We start from the raw sequence: 18,880 nt of genomic DNA on the forward strand, positions 1-18,880 counted from the left end.
TTTATAACTTTACTAAGGATGATAGTCATTGGAAAAATATACTTATAAAGCTCATGGGAAAGTTATTCTAATTGGAGAACATTCCGTCGTGTATGGCTATGATGCACTAGCCATGCCAATTGAGGCCTTAAACATCTCTACTACAGTCGAGAAATTTAATCAAAATTGGATGGATACTGATCGATATCACGGTCCACTTATTGCAGCCCCTGCAGAATACAATGGAATAAAATACGTAGTGGATACTCTACTAGCAAAAAGTCAAAGTACTCAGCCAGTTAAACTCAGCTATCAAGGAAAAATACCTGTCGAGCGAGGTTTAGGATCAAGTGCTACAGTTGCTCTTGGAACCAGCATGGCTTTGAACCAATTTTTTGACTTGAAGCTGGATCATGATCAAATAATGGCAATTACCAATCATGCTGAAATGATTAATCACGGCAAAGCCTCAGGTCTTGATGCTGCTACTGTTAGCTCTGATCAATTGATCTTTTTCAATAAAAAATCAGGCCCACAAAAAATCGCTGGAAAACTTGGCGCCAGTTTATTAATTATGGATACAGGAGAACTGGGCAATACTAGAGAAGCTGTCAGCATGGTAAAGGCAAAATATGACGCTTCTGATGTCGTTAAAAAGCAAATGAAACGATTAGGTGACCTAGCTACGGCTACTAAAGAAGCCTGGCTAGAGAAAGCGACTGAAAAAATCGGCCAATATTTCAATGAAGCACAAGAAATTTTGACAGATTTTGCTTTATCGACCCCAAGAATTGACCAATTAAAGCAAATCGCACTTGACAATAAGGCATTAGGTTTTAAATTGTCTGGTGGTGGCTTAGGCGGTATAGTAATAACATTGTGCTATAATCAAGCGGATGCTCAACAAATTGCAGATTTAAGCCAAAAATACATCAATGATTACTGGATTGAGGAAATTTAATGAACAAAGTAAGAGCTCACACAAACATAGCCTTAATTAAATATTGGGGAAAAGCAGATACCCTCTTGCGTTTGCCCTTAATGTCATCACTATCGATGACTTTGGATGCATTCTATACAGAAACTTCAATTGAAGCAACGGATGGGCCAGATCAATTCTATTTAAATGGAAGCCTGCAAGATGATCGAACTGCCAAGCGAGTATTCAAATATCTGAACCTCTTGAAGCAGAATTATGGCAAGATCGATAACTTGCTTGTAAAGTCTGATAATCATGTCCCAACAGCTGCTGGTCTAGCTTCTTCAAGCTCGGCTTTTGCTGCTATGGCAGCAGCATTTGATAGCTATTATCAATTGAACCTATCTAAACGCGATCTTTCCATTTGGGCTAGACAAGGATCTGGTTCAGCTTCTAGATCAATTTTTGGTGGATTCAGTATTTGGCAAAAAGGACATGATTCCGCTAGTTCATATGCCTACCCCATTGATGAAAATCCGCAAATGGACCTTCATCTCTTGGCTATCGAGTTAAATGTCAAAAAGAAAAAGCTGTCGTCAACCCAAGGGATGCTTCAGGCTAAAAGCTCCCCATTCTTCCAGACTTGGCTTGATCGAAATGAGCAAGAAATTTCACAAATGCAGGATGCCATCAGCAATAATGATTTCACCAAATTAGGTGAATTAGCCGAACTGAATGCAAATGAAATGCATGCAATCAATCTCTCAGCTCAGCCTGGATTTACTTATTTTGAACCAAATACGCTTAAGGCGATTAACATTGTCCATGAGCTTAGAAGCGAAGGCATTGAGTGTTACTACACTCTTGACGCCGGTCCAAACTTGAAGATTCTTTGCCAATTAAGAAATGTCAAATTTATCAAAAATCGCTTTGAGTCTGTATTTGATAATGTTAATATTATTGATGCAAGTTTTGGTCCAGGAATTACTTATCTGGACTAATAATAGATCTTAATTTAGATTAGAGGACATTTTTTTGATAACAGAAAAAGCACCAGGAAAATTATATATTGCAGGAGAATATGCGGTATTGGAGCAAAATTGCCCAGCTATCTTAGTAGCTGTGAATCAATTTGTGCGCGTTTCAATCTCAAAAAGTACAACTGGTACGGGATTAATTCACTCAAAACAATACTCGCAAGATTCAATTCACTGGGTTAGAAAAGGATCACGAATGGTAATCGACAATCGTGATAATCCTTTTGAATATATTCTTTCAGCTATTTCTTACACTGAACAATATTGTTTAGAAAAAAACATAGATCTGACCGTTTATGATTTACATGTTAACTCAGACCTAGATTCGGCTGATGGCAAAAAATTTGGCCTAGGATCCAGTGCTGCCGTTACTGTAGCAACCGTTAAAGCTATTATGCGATTCTATGGCTTAGAAATCGATAATGAAGTTGTCTACAAGATATCAGCTATCTCGCACTACCATGTACAAGGAAATGGTTCAGCTGGAGATATTGCTGCCAGTGTTTATGGTGGCTGGATTGCATATCAAACATTCAACAAGGAATGGTTGAAACATGAATTAGCTACTAAGCCTTTATCTAAAGTTATTAATGAAGCATGGCCAGGACTCAGAATAGACTTGCTTACCCCACCTGAAGGGATGAAATTATTAATTGGTTGGAGTCAAAAGCCTGCATCAACTTCAAGATTAGTTGATGAAACCAATGCCAACAAGTCATCTATCAGTCAGGAATATACTAAGTTTCTCCACGATTCACGTGATTGCGTATTGAAAATGATTGAAGGCTTTGAAGCTGGCGATATCGAGCTCATTAAACATCAAATTCGAATCAACCGTAAGTTATTAATGCATTTTGCCCAAATCAATAACATTGCAATTGAAATTCCTAGGTTGACTAAATTGATCAACATTGCAGAAAACCTAGGCGGTGCTGCTAAAACCTCAGGTGCCGGTAATGGAGATTGTGGGATTGTAATTGCTGATGAAAATACAGATCTTGATAACCTACAAGCTGAATGGAAACAAAATGATATTCTTCCTTTAGATTATCGCGTTCACCAAATTACTTATATACACTAATCGGAGAAGATTTATGTCGATCAGATCTAAAAGAAAAGAAGAACATCTCACATTGGCTCAGATGTTCTTTGATAAAGAAAAAGTAAATAGTTTCGATCAAATGCATCTATTGCGCCCCACTCTACCGGAATCGGTCGTTGATCCAAATTCTATTAAAACTAGAATGTTTGGCAAGGATTTAGATGCTCCATTTTTTATCAATGCAATGACTGGTGGTTCAGCTAAATCATTGAAAATCAACCAAGCATTAGGCAAAATAGCCCATCAAGAAAAAATTGCTTTTGCTCTTGGTTCAGCCAGCATCTTAGTTAATGAAAATGATCAATTGGAATCCTTCTTTGTCGCTCGCAAGGAAAATCCAGATGGAGTGATTATTGCTAATGTTAATCCTCTTACTTCAGCTAGAGATGCCCGAAGAATTGTTGAAGAAATTCAAGCAGATGCTTTGCAGATTCATCTTAATACAATTCAAGAAGCAGCCATGCCTGAAGGAGACCGTGATTTTCGATGGCTAAACAACTTGATAGAGATACGTCAAAGCGTCGATAAGCCTATTATCATTAAAGAAGTTGGATTTGGATTTGACTCTAAATCAATTAAACTTTTGCAAAATAATGGCTTTGATTTACTTGATCTTGCTGGATCTGGTGGAACAAACTTCGCCCAAATAGAAAACGCCAGAAATAATCATGATGTATCTTACTTAGAAGATTTGGGGCTTCCTACCGTCGTCTCTGCTATGATGGCTAAGAAAGAAGGGATCGACTTTATTGTCTCTGGCGGTGTTAGAAATCCACTAGATGTCTTGAAGGGATTAGTTTTAGGCGGAAAATATGTAGGCATTTCTAACTTCTTCCTTCAAGAAATGCTTAGCCACGATGCTGAATACTTACAAGAACTGGTTCAAAATTGGAAAAAAGATCTTGCAATCTTACTCGCTCTATATGGCTGCAATAACCTTAGTGGCGTAAGTAAAACAGAAAGTTATTTCGATTTAGCATTGAAAACGCAACTTGATCAATTAATATAAAAAATAGGATGAGTGATTTAAAAACAATCACTCATCCTATTTTTAGTTTTCTGAAGTTAATAGCTCGATTATTTTCTTTTGAACTGCACTGTCATTACTTGAACCAATCAATTCATCGGCAATCGCTTTGGTTTGAGGTAACGCACTGCTAGTCACATAATTGTAGCCAACATAATTTAACATGCCATGATCGTTTTCGCCATCGCCAAAGGCAATCATTTCGCTAGGATCAATCTTAAGATACTTGCTCAAGTATTTTAGACCTGTTGCCTTGCTGAGACCCTTTTGCTGAATATCAATCGAATCTGGGCCTCCTGCAACAATTTCGAATTCTGGATAGTCATTTCTAAGCTGTGAAATTAAACCAGGTAATTCTTCCAAAGTTGTATCAAAAGAGATTTTGAAGATTTGTTCGTCATCAGGAATTTCCTCAAAGCTTGAGACAATTGTCAAATTCTTGAAGTACTTTTCCATTTCAACATGGTATGCATGACCATCTTTTTCACGAACATAAGCACTCTTTAAACCACATACAACGACAGGATTTTTAACAGTATTAGTGATCTTTTTCATTGTTTCAAATTCGTGCTTAGTAACGCTTTCTACATGAAGAATTTCATCTCCATCTGCAACCAAAGCGCCATTTTCTGAAACAAAATAGAGCTTGTCGGCTACCTTTGGAAAGCGCGTTTTTAAATTTTCGTATTGATTGCCACTAGCAATAACAAAGGCGATTTGCTTCTGCTCAATCAATTCTAAAATTTGCTCAAATAAATCTTGATCATAAGTTTTATCATCTCTTAGCCAAGTACCATCCATGTCGGTAGCAATCAATTTTATCATATGTATCCTCTTTCCCTTATTTTCTTAGTCCTTTAGGATAAAAGTTCTTCAAAACTCCATTGCCCGTTACCTTACCAAATGAAAAGATCATTCCCTGATAAGAAACCAAGCTAAAACCTTTAACTTTACTAGTTACATTAACAGTTTCGCCATGAAGATATTTATCAAATTCTTCTTTGTTAGCTAAGTCAACCACTTGTTCTTGCTTAACATCACCTAATACCATTGCTAATTGATGACCTGGTTCAAAGCGATTTTTCTTTAAAAGTCCAAGCTCTAAGCCATTATTGATGACCTTTATTCCTTTTAGATCATTTGGAGCTATTACTGGCAAAAATACGTGACCATTGCTTAAACAAAGCTTTGCTTTCCAATCCTGCAAAGTAGCCGGTAAATTGAATTTTTCCAAAACATCTGCAACATAGCTGAGTTCTTGTGCTGACAACTTATTCTTGTTTGCCAGATTTTTCTTCTTTTTCTTTTCAGAAACTTCGACAAACTCACCATTTTTAGTCAAAACTGCCACAAATTGTCCTTCGCCTAAATTATCTTGTGGCCAAAAGCGCAAAGTCTCTGCTAATTCTGGTAAGTTTTCATCAGCCCATTCAGGATGTCCATGACTTATTTTATCAGATGAGATAAATTCAATTGGCTCAATCTTATAATTCAAGTCATTAACCAGCCATGCAACAATTTCTTCATCTTCTTCTGGAGAAAATGTACAAGTTGAATAGACTAATTTGCCACCTGGCTTGAGCATTTTATCAGCCTCAACCAAAATTTCCTTTTGTCTATTTTGACAAGTAATAACATAATCTTGATTCCAATAATCAATTGCTTCTTGGCTCTTTCTAAACATTCCTTCCCCACTGCAAGGTGCATCAACTAAGATCGTATCAAAATAGTTTGGGAATTTTTTAGCTAAAGTAGCAGAATCGTTATTGGTTATTAAAGCGTTAGCTATTCCCCAGCGTTCAATATTTTCTCTTAAGGCTTTAACTCTTGTAGCTGAAATTTCATTTGAAACTAAAATGCCTTTTCCTTCTAAAGCCTCACCTAACCCAGTACTTTTTCCACCAGGTGCTGCACATAAATCAAGTACTTTCTCTCCAAGCCTTACTTGTGCTACATGAGCTGGAAACATTGCAGAAGGATCCTGAGAGTAAACTAAGCCACTCACCCATTCTGGATCAGTCCCATTTATTTCGCCATAATAAGCCTGTTTAATTTCAGGGACTGGCATATTTTTAGAATAGGTTACCTTATCAGAATCCTTCAAGGTATTTAATCTGTACGCTTTACGTTCATCAGCTTGTAAAGCTTCAAACAATTTATCTGATTCACTCTCACCTAAAAGAGCAACATACTTTTCTTTAAATCCTGCTGGTAATTCCACTCTATTTTTCCTTTCGCTTCATAACAAAAATTGTCGTCATATAACTAATGATTAATATTACCAAATTTAGTGACAATAAGGCGATCAAATACTCTGGTCTTTCAAAAAATGCCTTCCATACCAAAATAAAGTACGATCCAAGCATTAAGAGCAATTCAACCAATAGGTATCTAGAACTACGGTTAATAAGCCAGTTTCTAAGCAAATCACCACGCAATCTTGTTAGTTTAGCCTGTTTCCAATGTAACATGGCGATAATAACGTTGCCTATTATTCCTACTAAACTCAATAAGACAATCAAAATTAGTTCCTGAATGATTGAATATTTTCGACTCTTATGCCGAATTACAAATCCTGGATATTTAAGGCTAACTTTATAATGCTTGCTTACAGCTTTAAGTACTCTGGCTGAAGCATCAATCGATACTCTGTAATTGGCTAAACTATCAGTTGAATTTTCTTGATTAATTCCCGTTGTCATGTAGTAGCGATATTGATCAATCTGTTTGTATCTCTTAAAGGTACCTATTACACTGTAATAGCGATTATCATAAATAATGTATTTATTATTCTGACTAGTGGTCGTATTTATGTTAGAATCTGGGCCTAGTACTGCAACGGTTACCATACTATTGAAATCATCCATCGTAAAGTATCTACCGTTATCCGTTGGCTGAGCCACGATACTTTTATTTGCCCAAACTAACACTTGGTCCTTTTCATAACGGTTATTAAAATGAACCTGAATTTGGCTATTTTTAAAATTCTTATGTAAGTATTTCAAAAATGACCGTATTGTTGTCTTCTTGTCCGTATAAAAATATCGTGTATTATTGCTTAGTCCGTGCGTTTCAAGCAATTGATCCGCTTCTTGAGACTGAATATTTGACAGCGTAATACCCATTCCTAAAAAGGAAAGCAGAATAAGTAGGGTCAAAAATATTTTTCTTAAATTCATTTTATTTTACCAAATAAACCTTTTCTTCAATAAAATCAAAACTAGAGAACTGTTGATTGATTCTTTTTGTAGAATTGTTTTCTACAAACTTCATTTGCTCCCAAAAATCAGGAGAATTAGTGACTCCTTCATATTCTCCGATGAATATCAATTTACTTTTAGGATTATAATCTTTCCAAGCTTTAACTAACTCTAGATCGCTTTGGGTAAAATTAGGTGCCCAAGAGCAAATGATCAAATCAACATCGTTAAACTTCTCAACTGCTTCAACTGCTGTGAAGTTCTCAACTTTAAAAAAAGCATCTTGCCCTGTTTTAGAAGTTTTAGCCCATTCTAAAGAATCGGTCGCTCTCACATCTAAGCCTGCCTTCTTTAGTGCCAAAGACCAATATCCATTGCCTGCCATTACTTCTAGTGCCTTTTGAACTTGCAGTTCTTCTTTAATAGTTTTTGCTAGCTTCAAATTCGGGACCGACCAGATACCAAATCTTAGGGATAAATATTGACGAACACTATTTAAAAGTTGATTCATTACGTATAATTCTTGTTTTTTGTCCTGACCGAGTTTATCTACTAACTCTTCAAACTCATCAGGCAAAAAGCCTAACTTGCCCGGAGCTATCTCAAGTAGTTCCTTGTCAGCAACATTTTGAACGATCTGTTGAACTTCACTAACCTGTTGATGTACTTTTGGATCATCTAACACTTGATCCAATTTAGTCATTTTTTCTAAATACTCTGCCATTGATCAAAATCCCAACTAAATATTTTTCTTCCTACCATTCTACACTAAATCTTTATAATGTTTTTTACCATTAATTGGATTTTAAAAGTTATAATAAAAGAAGTTACTGAATTGAGGAGTGATATTTGTGGCAAAAACAGCCAAAATCAAAAAAGATAATAATGAAGAAAGTTTTGGTAAATTTCTTCTAGATGTAGTCGTAATGATGGCTATCATGGGTAGTATCTTATGGGCTTTGTTTACCTTTGTTTTATCAAATGAAACAGTCTCAGGTCCATCTATGCAGCCAACATTTGAAGATGGCGACCGTATAATTGCTGTTCGCAACTTCAACATCAAACGCAATGACATTGTTATTCTTGATGCCCCTGATCAAAAAGGTGCCCTTTATATCAAACGTGTAATTGGTTTGCCTGGTGAAATGGTTACCTCAAAGAATGATAAGTTATACATAAACGGTAAATACGTGGCTCAACCATATCTAAACAACAGCTACAAAAAAGCTGACAACAAGGATGGTCATCTGTATACCAACAACTTTACTTTAACAAGAAAAATTCCTAAAGGCTATTACTTTGTAATGGGAGATCACCGCGATGTTTCTAAAGACTCAAGATACTTTGGATTTGTAAAGCGTGATAAGATTGTTGGGAAAGTCGCTTTCCGTTACTGGCCATTTACTAGTTGGAAGACTTTTTAAGGCTTTGCTTTCTCCATCTTATGTTAAAATGAGAGTACAAAGGAGAATGGAATAATGAATGAACAAGAAGAATTATCAAATCAAATTATTGACTTTGAAGTAAAGAATCACATGACTGATACCGACTTGGCTTTTGCTAGTCATCTTTCAGTAGAAAAAATCCATGCAATGAAAGCTGGCAGAGGTATATTTACAGCTGAAGAAATCAGCCAGATTTACGACTACATTTCTGCTAATTCTTAATTATCTTAACCGACCAAATGGTCGGTTATTTTTTATTGCTATTAGTTTTAGTAACAACTTAATTGTATTTCACTATTGTAAAACAAAAGAGAAGCCGGCTTTCTGCCGACTTCTCTTCTATCAATTATCTTTCCTTAGCCAATTCTTGCTTAGTAGCAATTGAAACAAATGGCATGTAGATCAAAGTAGATACAACTACGTTGACTGCTGCCAAAACGCCTCCTGCTATACTCTTGGTTGCGATAATACCACCGATAATTGGTGGAGTTACATTTAAAAAAATTCTCGATAATCAAAAAATCCGCTAAAATAGCGGATTTTTATTAAGTCTATTTAATTCTAGTTTCTAAATACCTATTGATTAAATAGATATCTATTCCACCAAAGATTATCGTTCCAAATAACAATTCAAGGTTACTGATATTAACAAATCTCAGATTTTGAGCAATATAGTTCAATTTCGAAGCTTGACTATAATACATTCTGCCAAAGTATGTATCTAATTTCATAAAGAGATACATGCCAATTATCACCAAAATAACATTGATTGCCCACCTAACCCACTTAATATTCTTAAGTGGCAAGAAATCAGTTACTACCCTAGACGAAAAATTAGTAAAGTCAACAAAGCTAGTAAGGAATAAGACAATCAAGATCAAAAAGATAAATGGAGCAAGGTCATCCATAATTGCAGCCGAAGATTGCGAAGTAAATGATTGGAAGTTTTCTCCTAAGAATTGCCAAAATTGATACTTCTTATCGACAAGACTAAGGATAAACTCCCCTGCCAAGACTCCGATGATTTGAATAACAAAAATATAAGCACAGGATAAGACATTGGTCAGCAAATTGGCTAAGTATAGCTTGCTGCTAGAAATTGGCAAGAGATGCCAAGTTTGAGACAAGAGCATTCTTAGTCCCTTTATATAGATCAACGCAAAGAAAATCATATCAGCTAGAATTGTCGTTTGTACTAATAGTGCGGAAATAGAAGATGCTATACTGCCCTCTTGTGCAATTCCGATCCAAGAAATAAAATCGCTATTACTTCTTGTAGCGATCATGATCGAGCAAAAGATAATAGCAAGCAGCTGCAATACCAGCGTAAAATGTGCAAGCTGCCACTTCTGCAGAAACATTCTCTTGCTTAGAGTCCTAAATTTTATCATAACTATCCCCTTTACTTAGCTTCGACGAATCGGCTATATAAGAAAATATTTAAGCCTCCAAAAACAATGTCCAAAATTAGCAATTGCAAGTTAGCCAAATACATAGTGTCAAAAGCTTGTGCCCGACTTGGATCAAATATAATTCGGCTAGCGTCAGAGAACACATTTAAGATCATTGACAAAGCATAGATAAAGGCAACCAAAAGAACTACGCGAATCAAGAAAGTAATGAACTTGTTTCCTGCAAAAGGCATAAATTCAATCGCTGCTCTAGTTAGGTAATGATATATTCCAATAAGCAAATACCACAAAATAGTGGACAATAAAACGATTAATGCTCCTAAAATAAGTCCCTGAGCTATCTCAGCCACCTCTACATTCGAGAGCTCTGTCCCACTAAAGATGTAGTTTACCCACTTTCGAATGCCATCTGATACCATGATTCCGAATAACAGATCTAGCGCAATTATTGCAACTTGAAGCAAACCCATGTAGATATAAGACACTAGTGAACTCAAGATATTGGCAAGGTAAAACTTGGATGACGAAATTGGCAATAGTTGCCAAGTCTGCTGACGGCCAATCTTTTCATTAGCCACTGAGCTCCAAATGAAATAAAAGGCACTAGTAAAAAATATCATCATGGCCATTACTCCGGCCAATACCAAAATAAATCCACCAAAATTGCCGATCTCGTATGCTCTTGATCCTGTACTGATCTGTCCTTTTCCGCCATTACTAGAAGTTAACATGATTAAGGTCAAAATTATTGAAGCTACTGCATTTAATAGCACAATCATATGAACTACTCGATTTTTAACGTGGAATAGCTCTTTAAATACCTTTGAAAAACTGATCATTCTATTCACCCTCATCCTCATACAAACCTTCGTAGTATTCTTCGATACTTTCGTGGTTTTCTCTAATTTCATCTGTAGACTTGTGGGCAAAGACAGTTTGATTCTTGATAATGACTACTTCATCTAGCAAAGTTGAGATCTCATTTACAAAGTGATCCGAAATTAGGATTGTTGCCTTATCCTCTTTCCATAAGATGATTGAATTGATAATCTTCTTTCTTGCCATTGCATCAATTCCGCCAAATGGTTCATCTAAAAGATAAAGGTCTGCCTTTCTAGCAAAAGTCAGAGCAATAATCAACTTTTCTCTCATCCCTCGAGATAGCTGATTCAAGCGCATATCAAGATCCAACTTCATGAATTTGCGCAATTCATCAAATTCATTTTCGCTAAAATCGCTATAGAGGCTTTCGTAGAAATTTACCACTTCCTTAATTTTGGTAGTATCGCCAAAACCTGATAAGCCATCTGTAAAGGACAAATGAGCCTTTCTGAAGGCTTCTTCTTTGCCACCGGCTAATTCCACTTGACCACTATAATTTTTCGCTACGCCGGCAATAACGCGCATCAGTGAAGTCTTACCTGCACCATTTTCACCAAGCAAGGCAATTATCTTGCCTTCATCAAGCGTTAAATTTACATCCCTCAATATATACTTCTGATTCTTTTTGTAATTCAATCCCGTTATCTTAAGTAAATTAGTCATTTTGATTCTTTCCCTCTAAGTAATTGCTGAGTATTTCAACTAGCTGATCTTTCTCAATTCCTAAAGTCAACATATTTTGGACGAATTCATCCAGCTTGTCATCAATCAAAGCCTGTCTAGTTTGCTTCAACAGCTCTTCATCCTCAGTGACGAAATTGCCTTCGCCGCGTTTGGTATAAAGAATTCCTTGATCATTCATCTGTTGAAGAGCTCTTTGAACCGTGTTGACGTTAACCGTTAGCTCCAGCGCAAGTTTTCTAACAGATGGAATTTTTTCTCCAGCCTTGAGCTCATTCATAGCTATCTGCCGATAAAGATATTGCTCGATCTGCAGGTAGATAGGAATATTATCCTTAAATTCCATTTTATTTGCCCTTTCTTTTACTGTATTACATATCTATTACACTATTATAATACAAAAGCTAAGCTAAAAATTCAAGTATTCGGTTCAAAAATAATTAATGTTTCACTATGTCTGGTTTTTAGATAAAAATAAAAAAGATAGATAAAAACACCTTTATATCGGCTATTTTACCTATCTTTTTATTTTAAGTTACTAGAAGTGGAAAACTTGTCGCGATTTTAACTTCTTTCATAAAGCTTGATATCATCGAATTTAGATAAATAATTATTCATCTTAACAGTTTTCTTTTTTAGTAATTTTGTTTCACTAAGCTAAATTATCTTACTTTGATCTTTCAGCCAAAAGCCTTGTCATAGTAAGCATTACGTCGACTGTCTTGTACATTGATTCAAGGACAGTGTATTCGTATCTACCGTGCATGTTCTCTTCCCCAGCAAAGATATTAGGACATGGCAAGCCCATGTAAGTCAATTGTGAACCGTCTGTTCCGCCACGTACAGGATCTTCGTTGATTTCAAGACCTTCTGCCTTATATGCATCCCTAGCTAATTCAATAATATCCATGTGCTTAGCTAGTTCATCAGCCATATTGTAGTATTGATCCCACATCTTAAGCGTCAAACGCTTAGTGCCTTGTTCTTGGTTGATCTTGTCAACTAAGTCCTTGACTACTTGTTTACGTGCTTCAAGTCCTTCTCTTTCAAAGTCACGGATAATGTAGTCCATGTGTGCATTGTCAACCGTACCTTCGAAATTCATCAAGTGATAGAAGCCTTCTCTACCTTCAGTATGTTCTGGAACTTCATTTTGTGGCAATTGATTTTGGAAATCGATTGCCAATTGAATAGCGTTAACCATTTGGCCCTTAGCTACTGCAGGGTGAACATTGACACCTTGAATATCCAAAGCAAATTGAGCAGCTGAGAAAGTACCCCAATCAAGCTTGCCTGGTGCTTCGCCATCAACTGTAAAGGCAAAATCGGCAGCAAAGTCTTCTACATCAAAGTGGCTAGCACCTGTACCAATTTCTTCATCTGGGGTAAAGCCTAAACGAATAGTTCCGTGCTTAAGTTCAGGATGTTGCATCAAGTATTCCGCAAAAGTCATTAATTCTGAAATACCGCACTTGTCATCCCCACCAAGCAAAGTATCACCTGAAGCAGTGATAATAGTTTGGCCCTTGTACTTCTTCAAATTAGGAAAAACTGCTGGATCTAAGTAAAATTCTGAATCACCTAATTGGATCTTTGATTCGCCATCATAATTTTCGTGAATTTGAGGCTTTACATTTTCTGAATTAAAGTCTGCTGTATCACAGTGTGCCAAAAAGCCCATTACTGGCGTATCGTAGTCAATATTTGAAGGAATAGTAGCAATTACGCATCCGGCCTTTTGATTGTAATGAACATCGCTTAAGCCTAATTCTTCTAATTCCTTCATGATAACTTGCTTTTGGAAGTTTTCTTCGCGTTCAGTTGAAGGAACACGGTCAGAATTTTCGTCTGATCTTGAATTTACCTTTACATATCTCAAAAATCTTGGTAAAAGTGTTGGATACTCCATTTATAAATCTCTCCTAACTAAAAAATATCTTGAAATGGGTTGGTTGACACCTTTGAACATTCGATTTCCAATTGCCAATCTTCTGACTCATTCCAGTCTTTCAATAAATCATACACCTTATATTTAAACAGTTTTTCAGTGTAATGACCAGGGTCGACTACGGTCAAGCTTGAAGAAACGATGTCATGACCTACGTGGTAATAGATATCGCCAGTAATAAAAGCATCTACCTTGTCAATCAAAGCTTGACGCCAATACTTGCCTCCATCACCGCAAATAAAGGCAACTGAACTGATCATCTTGTCATTGTCAGCAGTAATCAATCTAGCCATCTTAATCTGCATTTTTTCTTTTACATATAAAGCAAAATCGTAGGCAGACATTGGCTGTGGCAATTTACCCTTGCGTCCAATTGCAATGCCATCATCATCTAAGGCAAATGGTTCCACTTCTTCTAGGCCTAATTCTTCAGCTTGCCAATCGGATGAGCCGTTTTGTGCCTTATCAGAATTAGTGTGGATTGAGTAGACTGCTATGTCGTGCTTGATAATATCCGCATACATCTTGAATTGTGGCTCAGAATAGTCCAAGTTTGGGGCAGGTCTAAACATAACTGGGTGGTGGCTGATAATCAGATCTACACCCTTTTCGATTGCTTCTTCAACTACTTCCGGTCTAACATCCAAAGTAGTCATTACTTTAGTTGTTTTGGCTTCAACTGAGCCAATTTGCATCCCTACTGGATCGCCTTTGCTAGCAAGCTCTTCTGGAAAAACTTCTCTCAATTTGTTTATTACGTCAATAACCTTAGTCATCTAATTCCTCCTTAATTGCTGCTATTTGTTGTTCAATACTCTCTATTCTAGCCTGATCTTTATTCTTAGCCTTATTCAAATTGGCTAACAAGCCATTGAAGTAATTAAGTTGGCTGGCCCATTTTTGATAGAATTCCGGGCTTTTATCTTTCAAAATGATTGGACCAAACAAGAGTTGTCTCTTGGTCAATTCTACTGGCTCTTTTTCCAATTTAGCCTTAAGCAATTCATAGCTATGACCTGCTTCAAAGATTAGCTTCTCATCTAACAAGTGATAGTTGTGGTTCATTAACCACTCTCTAACCTTAGGTTCAGTGATATTAGGGGCTAGGACTAGATTTTCAAAGTGAAATCCCTTATTCCAAGCATCATCTAAAATCTGAATCATTAACTTGCCACCCATACCAGCTATGACAACCGTATCGATTTGATCTTCATGCTTGATGGTTTCTAAGCCTGCGCCAAGGCGAGCTTCTATCTTATCTGCAAAACCCGCTTGAGCAATATCTTGAATCGCATTATTTAGCGGACCTTGCGCAATATCGCTGGCGATTGCATAATCAACCTTTCCTTCTTTTACTAATTGAATTGGCAAATAAGCATGGTCTGTACCTATATCTGCCACTCGACTATTTTGATCAACCATTTCGGCTAAAGTATTTAATCGCAAATTCACAGTTTTACCTCAATTCTCTATTTGTATTTGATTCTACCATAGTGCAAGCATCTTTTGATTTAATTAATTGACTAAATACCGATAATCTCCAAAGATCATTTCATCTTATGGTAAGATAAAACCATAAAGTTTTAGCTTATAAGGGATGAATGTTTTTTATGAACAAAAAGAAATTATTTACGCTTCTAGGTATAATTCTGATCCTATCAGTAGCTTCAGTACCCTTATGGCGTTTTTCACAACATTTGAATCTGCAAACAGAACCTAAGAGCGTTCAAACCAAAAAGCCCAAGGTCAAAAAACATGTCGTCACTTGGGGCTATCCTTTTGCTCGCTTATATCAAAAAAAGATCAAATTTAAAAGCGGACAAAAATATGGCGATACTGATATTTTGCGTCGCGTCTATCCCAGCAAGAGCTACTTTCACGATGGCTACGACTATGGTTTTTCAGAAGTCGGTCACTCCACCGTTTTAGCTGTACATGCAGGTGTCGTTAAACGCGTACATTACCGGGCTGGTATGGGCTTGTATATTTGGGTCATTAGTGATGACGGCTACGTAGAAGTCTACCAGGAAGGCTTTTTGAGCATTACTGATATCTACGTTAAGAAAGGACAAAGAGTTAAATTAGGACAAAAGCTTGGCAAACTGACTGGTTCGCACATTCACTTGGGTATCACCAAGACAGATAAGAATTATATCGACAAGTATGGCGATCCATGCAAAAATTGGTGGAAAGACAATGGAACTTGGCTAGACCCAATGAAGATTATCGAAGATGATCTAGCTAAAAAATAGAGCAACAAAAAAGCGCGAGGACAATATGCACGTAAACATATTGATCTCACGCTTTTTGATTATTAATCTAAGAAGTCGCGCAATTGGTTTGAGCGACTTGGGTGACGCAATTTCCGCAAAGCCTTTGCTTCGATCTGACGAATACGTTCACGCGTAACGCCAAACACCTTGCCTACCTCTTCCAAGGTTCTAGTTCGGCCATCATCAAGACCAAAACGCAAACGCAAAACATTTTCTTCACGATCAGTCAAAGTATCCAGAGTTTGTTCTAGTTGTTCCTTCAACATTTCGTATGAAGCATGTTGTTCAGGACTTGTAGCATCCTTGTCTTCAATAAAGTCTCCCAAGTGAGAATCATCTTCTTCACCAATAGGAGTTTCCAAAGAAACTGGCTCTTGAGCAATTTTAAGAATGTCGCGAACCTTGTTGGTTGCCATATCCATTTCTGCACCAATTTCTTCTGGAGTTGGTTCTCTACCTAAGTCCTGAAGCAATTGACGTTGAATTCTGATCAGCTTGTTGATAGTTTCAACCATGTGTACAGGAATACGAATGGTTCTAGCTTGATCGGCAATGGCACGAGTAATTGCTTGTCTAATCCACCAAGTAGCATAAGTGGAGAACTTAAAACCTAGACGGTAATCGAACTTGTCAACTGCCTTCATCAAGCCCATATTGCCTTCTTGAATCAAATCAAGGAAAGACATCCCTCGACCTACATATCTCTTAGCAATTGAAACAACCAAACGAAGGTTTGCCTCGGCTAATTCTTGCTTAGCTTCTTCATCATTTTCTTCAATTCGCTTAGCCAAATTAATTTCTTGATCAGCATTCAAAAGTGGAACTCGACCAATTTCCTTCAAGTACATCCGGACTGGATCGTTCATTCTCACGCTTGATGGTGCTGTCATGTCCTTCAATTCAGCTTTTTCGACATCCTTTTGCTTTTTAAGCGCTAATACAGAAGGATTGCCATCTTCATCGACAACGCTGATTCCGTTATCTTCAAACTCTTGGATAAGTTGATCCAAAGCCTTGCCTTGTATATTGTATGGCTTGATCAAATGTTCAGTAAAGTCTTCTTCAGAAATTACCTTAGTCTTTCTCGCCTCTCTGACGATTTCCTTAACTTTCTTTTCCAAAGTTAGCTTTTCTGCCTTAGTTCCTTTATCTACCACTAAAAAGCCTCCTTCTGTCCTTGATTTCTCTTTAATTCGAGAATCTTTTGGGTAATCCGAATTACTTCAGCAACATCTTGTTTGCGCTCTGCATCCTGTATTTGATCTCTTAACTCATTCAGTTGGGAATTGACTTTGCGCAAGTTAATGGAGTGAATTATATCCAAAATCTCTTTTTCGGAAAAATCATCTGGCATCTGTGTCATTTCAGTATTTACTATTATACCTTGAAGTCTCTCAGGAACAAAATCTAAGAAACTATTACTCGTCGGATTTTCATGCGTACTAATATATTTTAACCATAATTCTGCTAATTGGGCATAATTTGCATCAGGAAATAAAAATTTTTGTTGCAAAATAAAATCTCGAGCTTCTTCTTCATTTATGAATAAATATAGCAAGCGATCTTGAGCCGGATCATGTTCAAGACTACGCTCGTTTTCATAAGTTACTGGCTGTGGATCTTCTTCTACTTGTTGCAATCTATTTCGCTGGCTTGCTCGCCTATTCTTGCGAACTTCTCGCATCAAACTTGCTTTAAGCGATTCTAGTGAAACTCCTTGCTTGTCAGCAACTTTTTTCAAAAACAAGTCTTGCTCAATCGGATTAGAGATTGTCGCAATTTTCTTGACTGCTTCATCTAGATAGAGCAACTTTTCGCGATCGTTTTGCAAATTGTACTTATGGGCTAGTCGTCTCAAGAAGAAATCAGTTGGTGACAAGGCCCCCTTAATTTCTTCTTGGTACTTTTCGACTCCATACTTTTTAACGTACTCATCTGGATCTAATTTCTCTGGTAAAATTACCAAGCCTAAGTTGAATCCACCAGCTTTTTCAAATAGTTCAACGGCACGCTCTTCGGCATGAATACCTGGATCATCGCCATCGTAATTAATGATTACGTTATTGGTGATTCGCTTGAGCAAGTAGATCTGTTGATCAGTCAAACTAGTTCCCATTGAAGCAATTCCCGCTGTAACTCCTGCCTTATAAGCAGCAATTACATCCATGTAGCCTTCATATAAAACCAGGCGCTTTTCGCTTCGAGCTGCCTTTTTAGCTTCTGCAAAGTGGAATAGAACCTTTGATTTGTTAAAAATACTAGTTTCCGGACTGTTCATGTACTTGGCTTGGGTCTTATCTTGCGACAGTCGTCTACCCGAAAAGCCGATAATTTGCCCATTCTCATTTCCTAAAGGAAACATCAAACGATCTCTGAAGCGATCAAACATTCGACCATCTTCAGTTTGGATAAACAAGCCGCTTTGAGCAAGATCATCATCAGAATAACCCTTGCCCTTTAAGTACATCAAAAGGACATTATTTTCAGGAGCATAGCCGATTTGAAAGTGATCCAAAATATCTCTTGAAAGTTCTCTTTCTCGGGCATACTGCATCCCTCGCTCCCCTGCCTTGGTCGTAAGCAAAACCTGATGGTAGAAGCTAGCCGCATCTTCATGCAAGCGAATCAATGGATTGCTGCTTCTACCTCCACTAGCTTCATAACCAGAAGGCATTGGAATATGTGCAAAGCCGGCCACTTCTGCTACGCTTTCGGGAAAAGTAAGATTGTCCTTGTACATTAAAAACTTAAAGACATTTCCACCCTTGCCACAACCAAAACATTTGAAAAATTGCTTTTCTTCATTGACCGTAAAAGATGGAGTCTTTTCTTGATGAAAAGGGCAAAGACCCAAATAGTCTTTGCCTTTCTTTTCCAGTGAGACATACTGACTGATTATATCAACAATATTGACATTGCTTCTAACTTCATTAATAAAGTCTTCTGGTATTAATCCAGCCATTTGCATCACCTAT

The 18,880-nt window shown here is 37.0% G+C and carries 20 protein-coding genes and 1 pseudogene; 7 read left to right on the forward strand and 14 right to left on the reverse strand.

Features of this window, described 5'->3' with window-relative positions; translation table 11 throughout:
- Positions 1–28 precede the first annotated feature (28 nt).
- The 4 genes from mvk to fni are packed head-to-tail and all read left to right on the forward strand — an operon-like array spanning position 29 to position 4,046.
- Positions 29–940, forward strand: coding sequence for a mevalonate kinase (mvk, locus tag BN53_RS06460; RefSeq protein WP_009560134.1), 912 nt, complete (start codon positions 29–31; stop codon positions 938–940).
- A complete protein-coding gene (mvaD, locus tag BN53_RS06465) occupies positions 940–1,899 on the forward strand; it encodes a diphosphomevalonate decarboxylase (RefSeq protein ID WP_009560135.1) in 960 nt (319 codons plus the stop codon). The genes mvk and mvaD overlap by 1 nt, the downstream gene beginning before the upstream one ends.
- Positions 1,900–1,933: 34 nt before the next feature.
- Positions 1,934–3,016 (forward strand): phosphomevalonate kinase, encoded by a 1,083-nt coding sequence (locus tag BN53_RS06470; protein WP_009560136.1) that lies wholly within the window; start codon positions 1,934–1,936, stop codon positions 3,014–3,016.
- Positions 3,017–3,029: 13 nt separating this feature from the next.
- Positions 3,030–4,046, forward strand: coding sequence for a type 2 isopentenyl-diphosphate Delta-isomerase (fni, locus tag BN53_RS06475; RefSeq protein ID WP_009560137.1), 1,017 nt, complete (start codon positions 3,030–3,032; stop codon positions 4,044–4,046).
- 42 nt (positions 4,047–4,088) lie between these two features.
- Here the strand turns inward: fni and BN53_RS06480 are convergent, their stop codons facing one another.
- From BN53_RS06480 to BN53_RS06495, 4 genes are read right to left on the reverse strand one after another with little or no spacing between them, the layout of a single operon-like run.
- On the reverse strand, positions 4,089–4,889 hold the full coding sequence (locus BN53_RS06480; protein WP_009560138.1) for a Cof-type HAD-IIB family hydrolase: 801 nt from the start codon (positions 4,887–4,889) through the stop codon (positions 4,089–4,091).
- 16 nt (positions 4,890–4,905) lie between these two features.
- Positions 4,906–6,285 (reverse strand): RsmB/NOP family class I SAM-dependent RNA methyltransferase, encoded by a 1,380-nt coding sequence (locus BN53_RS06485; protein ID WP_009560139.1) that lies wholly within the window; start codon positions 6,283–6,285, stop codon positions 4,906–4,908.
- Position 6,286: 1 nt separating this feature from the next.
- Positions 6,287–7,243, reverse strand: a complete 957-nt coding sequence (locus BN53_RS06490) for a hypothetical protein (RefSeq protein ID WP_009560140.1) — start codon at positions 7,241–7,243, stop codon at positions 6,287–6,289.
- Between the two features lies 1 nt (position 7,244).
- The gene (locus BN53_RS06495) at positions 7,245–7,988 is read right to left on the reverse strand and encodes a class I SAM-dependent methyltransferase (protein WP_009560141.1); all 744 of its coding nucleotides are present in this window, start codon (positions 7,986–7,988) and stop codon (positions 7,245–7,247) included.
- A gap of 202 nt (positions 7,989–8,190) precedes the next feature.
- On the opposite strand from BN53_RS06495, the gene lepB reads away from it, so the two are divergent.
- Entirely contained in the window at positions 8,191–8,688 is a 498-nt protein-coding gene (gene lepB, locus BN53_RS06500; protein ID WP_081495934.1) for a signal peptidase I, read from the forward strand.
- Between the two features lie 54 nt (positions 8,689–8,742).
- Complete coding sequence (locus BN53_RS06505; protein ID WP_009560143.1) at positions 8,743–8,931, forward strand: LBP_cg2779 family protein; 189 nt, start codon at positions 8,743–8,745, stop codon at positions 8,929–8,931.
- 124 nt (positions 8,932–9,055) lie between these two features.
- Here the strand turns inward: BN53_RS06505 and BN53_RS09645 are convergent.
- From BN53_RS09645 to BN53_RS06540, 8 genes and pseudogenes are all read right to left on the reverse strand, one after another.
- A pseudogene (locus tag BN53_RS09645) lies at positions 9,056–9,202 on the reverse strand (PTS sugar transporter subunit IIC); the annotation flags it as partial.
- A 58-nt stretch (positions 9,203–9,260) separates the two neighbouring features.
- Positions 9,261–10,100 carry a hypothetical protein gene (locus BN53_RS06510; RefSeq protein ID WP_133286444.1) on the reverse strand — a complete coding sequence of 280 codons (840 nt, stop codon included), beginning with the start codon at positions 10,098–10,100 and terminating at the stop codon, positions 9,261–9,263.
- Between the two features lie 11 nt (positions 10,101–10,111).
- The gene (locus BN53_RS06515; RefSeq protein ID WP_009560145.1) at positions 10,112–10,960 is read right to left on the reverse strand and encodes a hypothetical protein; all 849 of its coding nucleotides are present in this window, start codon (positions 10,958–10,960) and stop codon (positions 10,112–10,114) included.
- A gap of 1 nt (position 10,961) precedes the next feature.
- Complete coding sequence (locus BN53_RS06520; RefSeq protein WP_009560146.1) at positions 10,962–11,666, reverse strand: ABC transporter ATP-binding protein; 705 nt, start codon at positions 11,664–11,666, stop codon at positions 10,962–10,964.
- Complete coding sequence (locus BN53_RS06525; protein WP_009560147.1) at positions 11,659–12,030, reverse strand: GntR family transcriptional regulator; 372 nt, start codon at positions 12,028–12,030, stop codon at positions 11,659–11,661. Before BN53_RS06525 ends, BN53_RS06520 begins: the two co-directional genes overlap by 8 nt.
- Before the next feature lie 321 nt (positions 12,031–12,351).
- Positions 12,352–13,593, reverse strand: coding sequence for a peptidase T (gene pepT, locus BN53_RS06530; RefSeq protein ID WP_009560148.1), 1,242 nt, complete (start codon positions 13,591–13,593; stop codon positions 12,352–12,354).
- 17 nt (positions 13,594–13,610) lie between these two features.
- Positions 13,611–14,408 (reverse strand): Nif3-like dinuclear metal center hexameric protein, encoded by a 798-nt coding sequence (locus tag BN53_RS06535; protein ID WP_009560149.1) that lies wholly within the window; start codon positions 14,406–14,408, stop codon positions 13,611–13,613.
- Complete coding sequence (locus tag BN53_RS06540) at positions 14,401–15,084, reverse strand: tRNA (adenine(22)-N(1))-methyltransferase (protein WP_009560150.1); 684 nt, start codon at positions 15,082–15,084, stop codon at positions 14,401–14,403. The genes BN53_RS06535 and BN53_RS06540 overlap by 8 nt, the downstream gene beginning before the upstream one ends.
- A gap of 158 nt (positions 15,085–15,242) precedes the next feature.
- On the opposite strand from BN53_RS06540, the gene BN53_RS06545 reads away from it, so the two are divergent.
- Positions 15,243–15,884, forward strand: a complete 642-nt coding sequence (locus BN53_RS06545) for a M23 family metallopeptidase (RefSeq protein ID WP_009560151.1) — start codon at positions 15,243–15,245, stop codon at positions 15,882–15,884.
- A 62-nt stretch (positions 15,885–15,946) separates the two neighbouring features.
- Here BN53_RS06545 and rpoD read toward each other — a convergent pair whose 3' ends face one another.
- Together rpoD and dnaG are read right to left on the reverse strand one after the other, a co-directional pair.
- Entirely contained in the window at positions 15,947–17,062 is a 1,116-nt protein-coding gene (gene rpoD, locus BN53_RS06550; protein ID WP_009560152.1) for an RNA polymerase sigma factor RpoD, read from the reverse strand.
- Positions 17,062–18,867: a DNA primase gene (gene dnaG / locus BN53_RS06555; RefSeq protein ID WP_009560153.1), complete on the reverse strand. Its 1,806-nt coding sequence runs from the start codon at positions 18,865–18,867 to the stop codon at positions 17,062–17,064. Before dnaG ends, rpoD begins: the two co-directional genes overlap by 1 nt.
- Positions 18,868–18,880 lie beyond the last annotated feature (13 nt).

The organism is Lactobacillus pasteurii DSM 23907 = CRBIP 24.76 (assembly GCF_000297025.1).
GTDB lineage: Bacteria > Bacillota > Bacilli > Lactobacillales > Lactobacillaceae > Lactobacillus > Lactobacillus pasteurii.

Coding starts and splice junctions, on each gene's coding strand:
- dnaG (WP_009560153.1), bottom strand. CDS start 18,867: ATGGCTGGATTAATACCAGAAGACTTTATTAATGAAGTTAGAAGCAAT.
- BN53_RS06515 (WP_009560145.1), bottom strand. CDS start 10,960: ATGATCAGTTTTTCAAAGGTATTTAAAGAGCTATTCCACGTTAAAAAT.
- BN53_RS06535 (WP_009560149.1), bottom strand. CDS start 14,408: ATGACTAAGGTTATTGACGTAATAAACAAATTGAGAGAAGTTTTTCCA.
- BN53_RS06480 (WP_009560138.1), bottom strand. CDS start 4,889: ATGATAAAATTGATTGCTACCGACATGGATGGTACTTGGCTAAGAGAT.
- fni (WP_009560137.1), top strand. CDS start 3,030: ATGTCGATCAGATCTAAAAGAAAAGAAGAACATCTCACATTGGCTCAG.
- mvaD (WP_009560135.1), top strand. CDS start 940: ATGAACAAAGTAAGAGCTCACACAAACATAGCCTTAATTAAATATTGG.
- BN53_RS06505 (WP_009560143.1), top strand. CDS start 8,743: ATGAATGAACAAGAAGAATTATCAAATCAAATTATTGACTTTGAAGTA.
- BN53_RS06490 (WP_009560140.1), bottom strand. CDS start 7,243: ATGAATTTAAGAAAAATATTTTTGACCCTACTTATTCTGCTTTCCTTT.
- BN53_RS06545 (WP_009560151.1), top strand. CDS start 15,243: ATGAACAAAAAGAAATTATTTACGCTTCTAGGTATAATTCTGATCCTA.
- lepB (WP_081495934.1), top strand. CDS start 8,191: ATGATGGCTATCATGGGTAGTATCTTATGGGCTTTGTTTACCTTTGTT.
- BN53_RS06525 (WP_009560147.1), bottom strand. CDS start 12,030: ATGGAATTTAAGGATAATATTCCTATCTACCTGCAGATCGAGCAATAT.
- BN53_RS06510 (WP_133286444.1), bottom strand. CDS start 10,100: ATGATAAAATTTAGGACTCTAAGCAAGAGAATGTTTCTGCAGAAGTGG.
- pepT (WP_009560148.1), bottom strand. CDS start 13,593: ATGGAGTATCCAACACTTTTACCAAGATTTTTGAGATATGTAAAGGTA.
- BN53_RS06520 (WP_009560146.1), bottom strand. CDS start 11,666: ATGACTAATTTACTTAAGATAACGGGATTGAATTACAAAAAGAATCAG.
- BN53_RS06495 (WP_009560141.1), bottom strand. CDS start 7,988: ATGGCAGAGTATTTAGAAAAAATGACTAAATTGGATCAAGTGTTAGAT.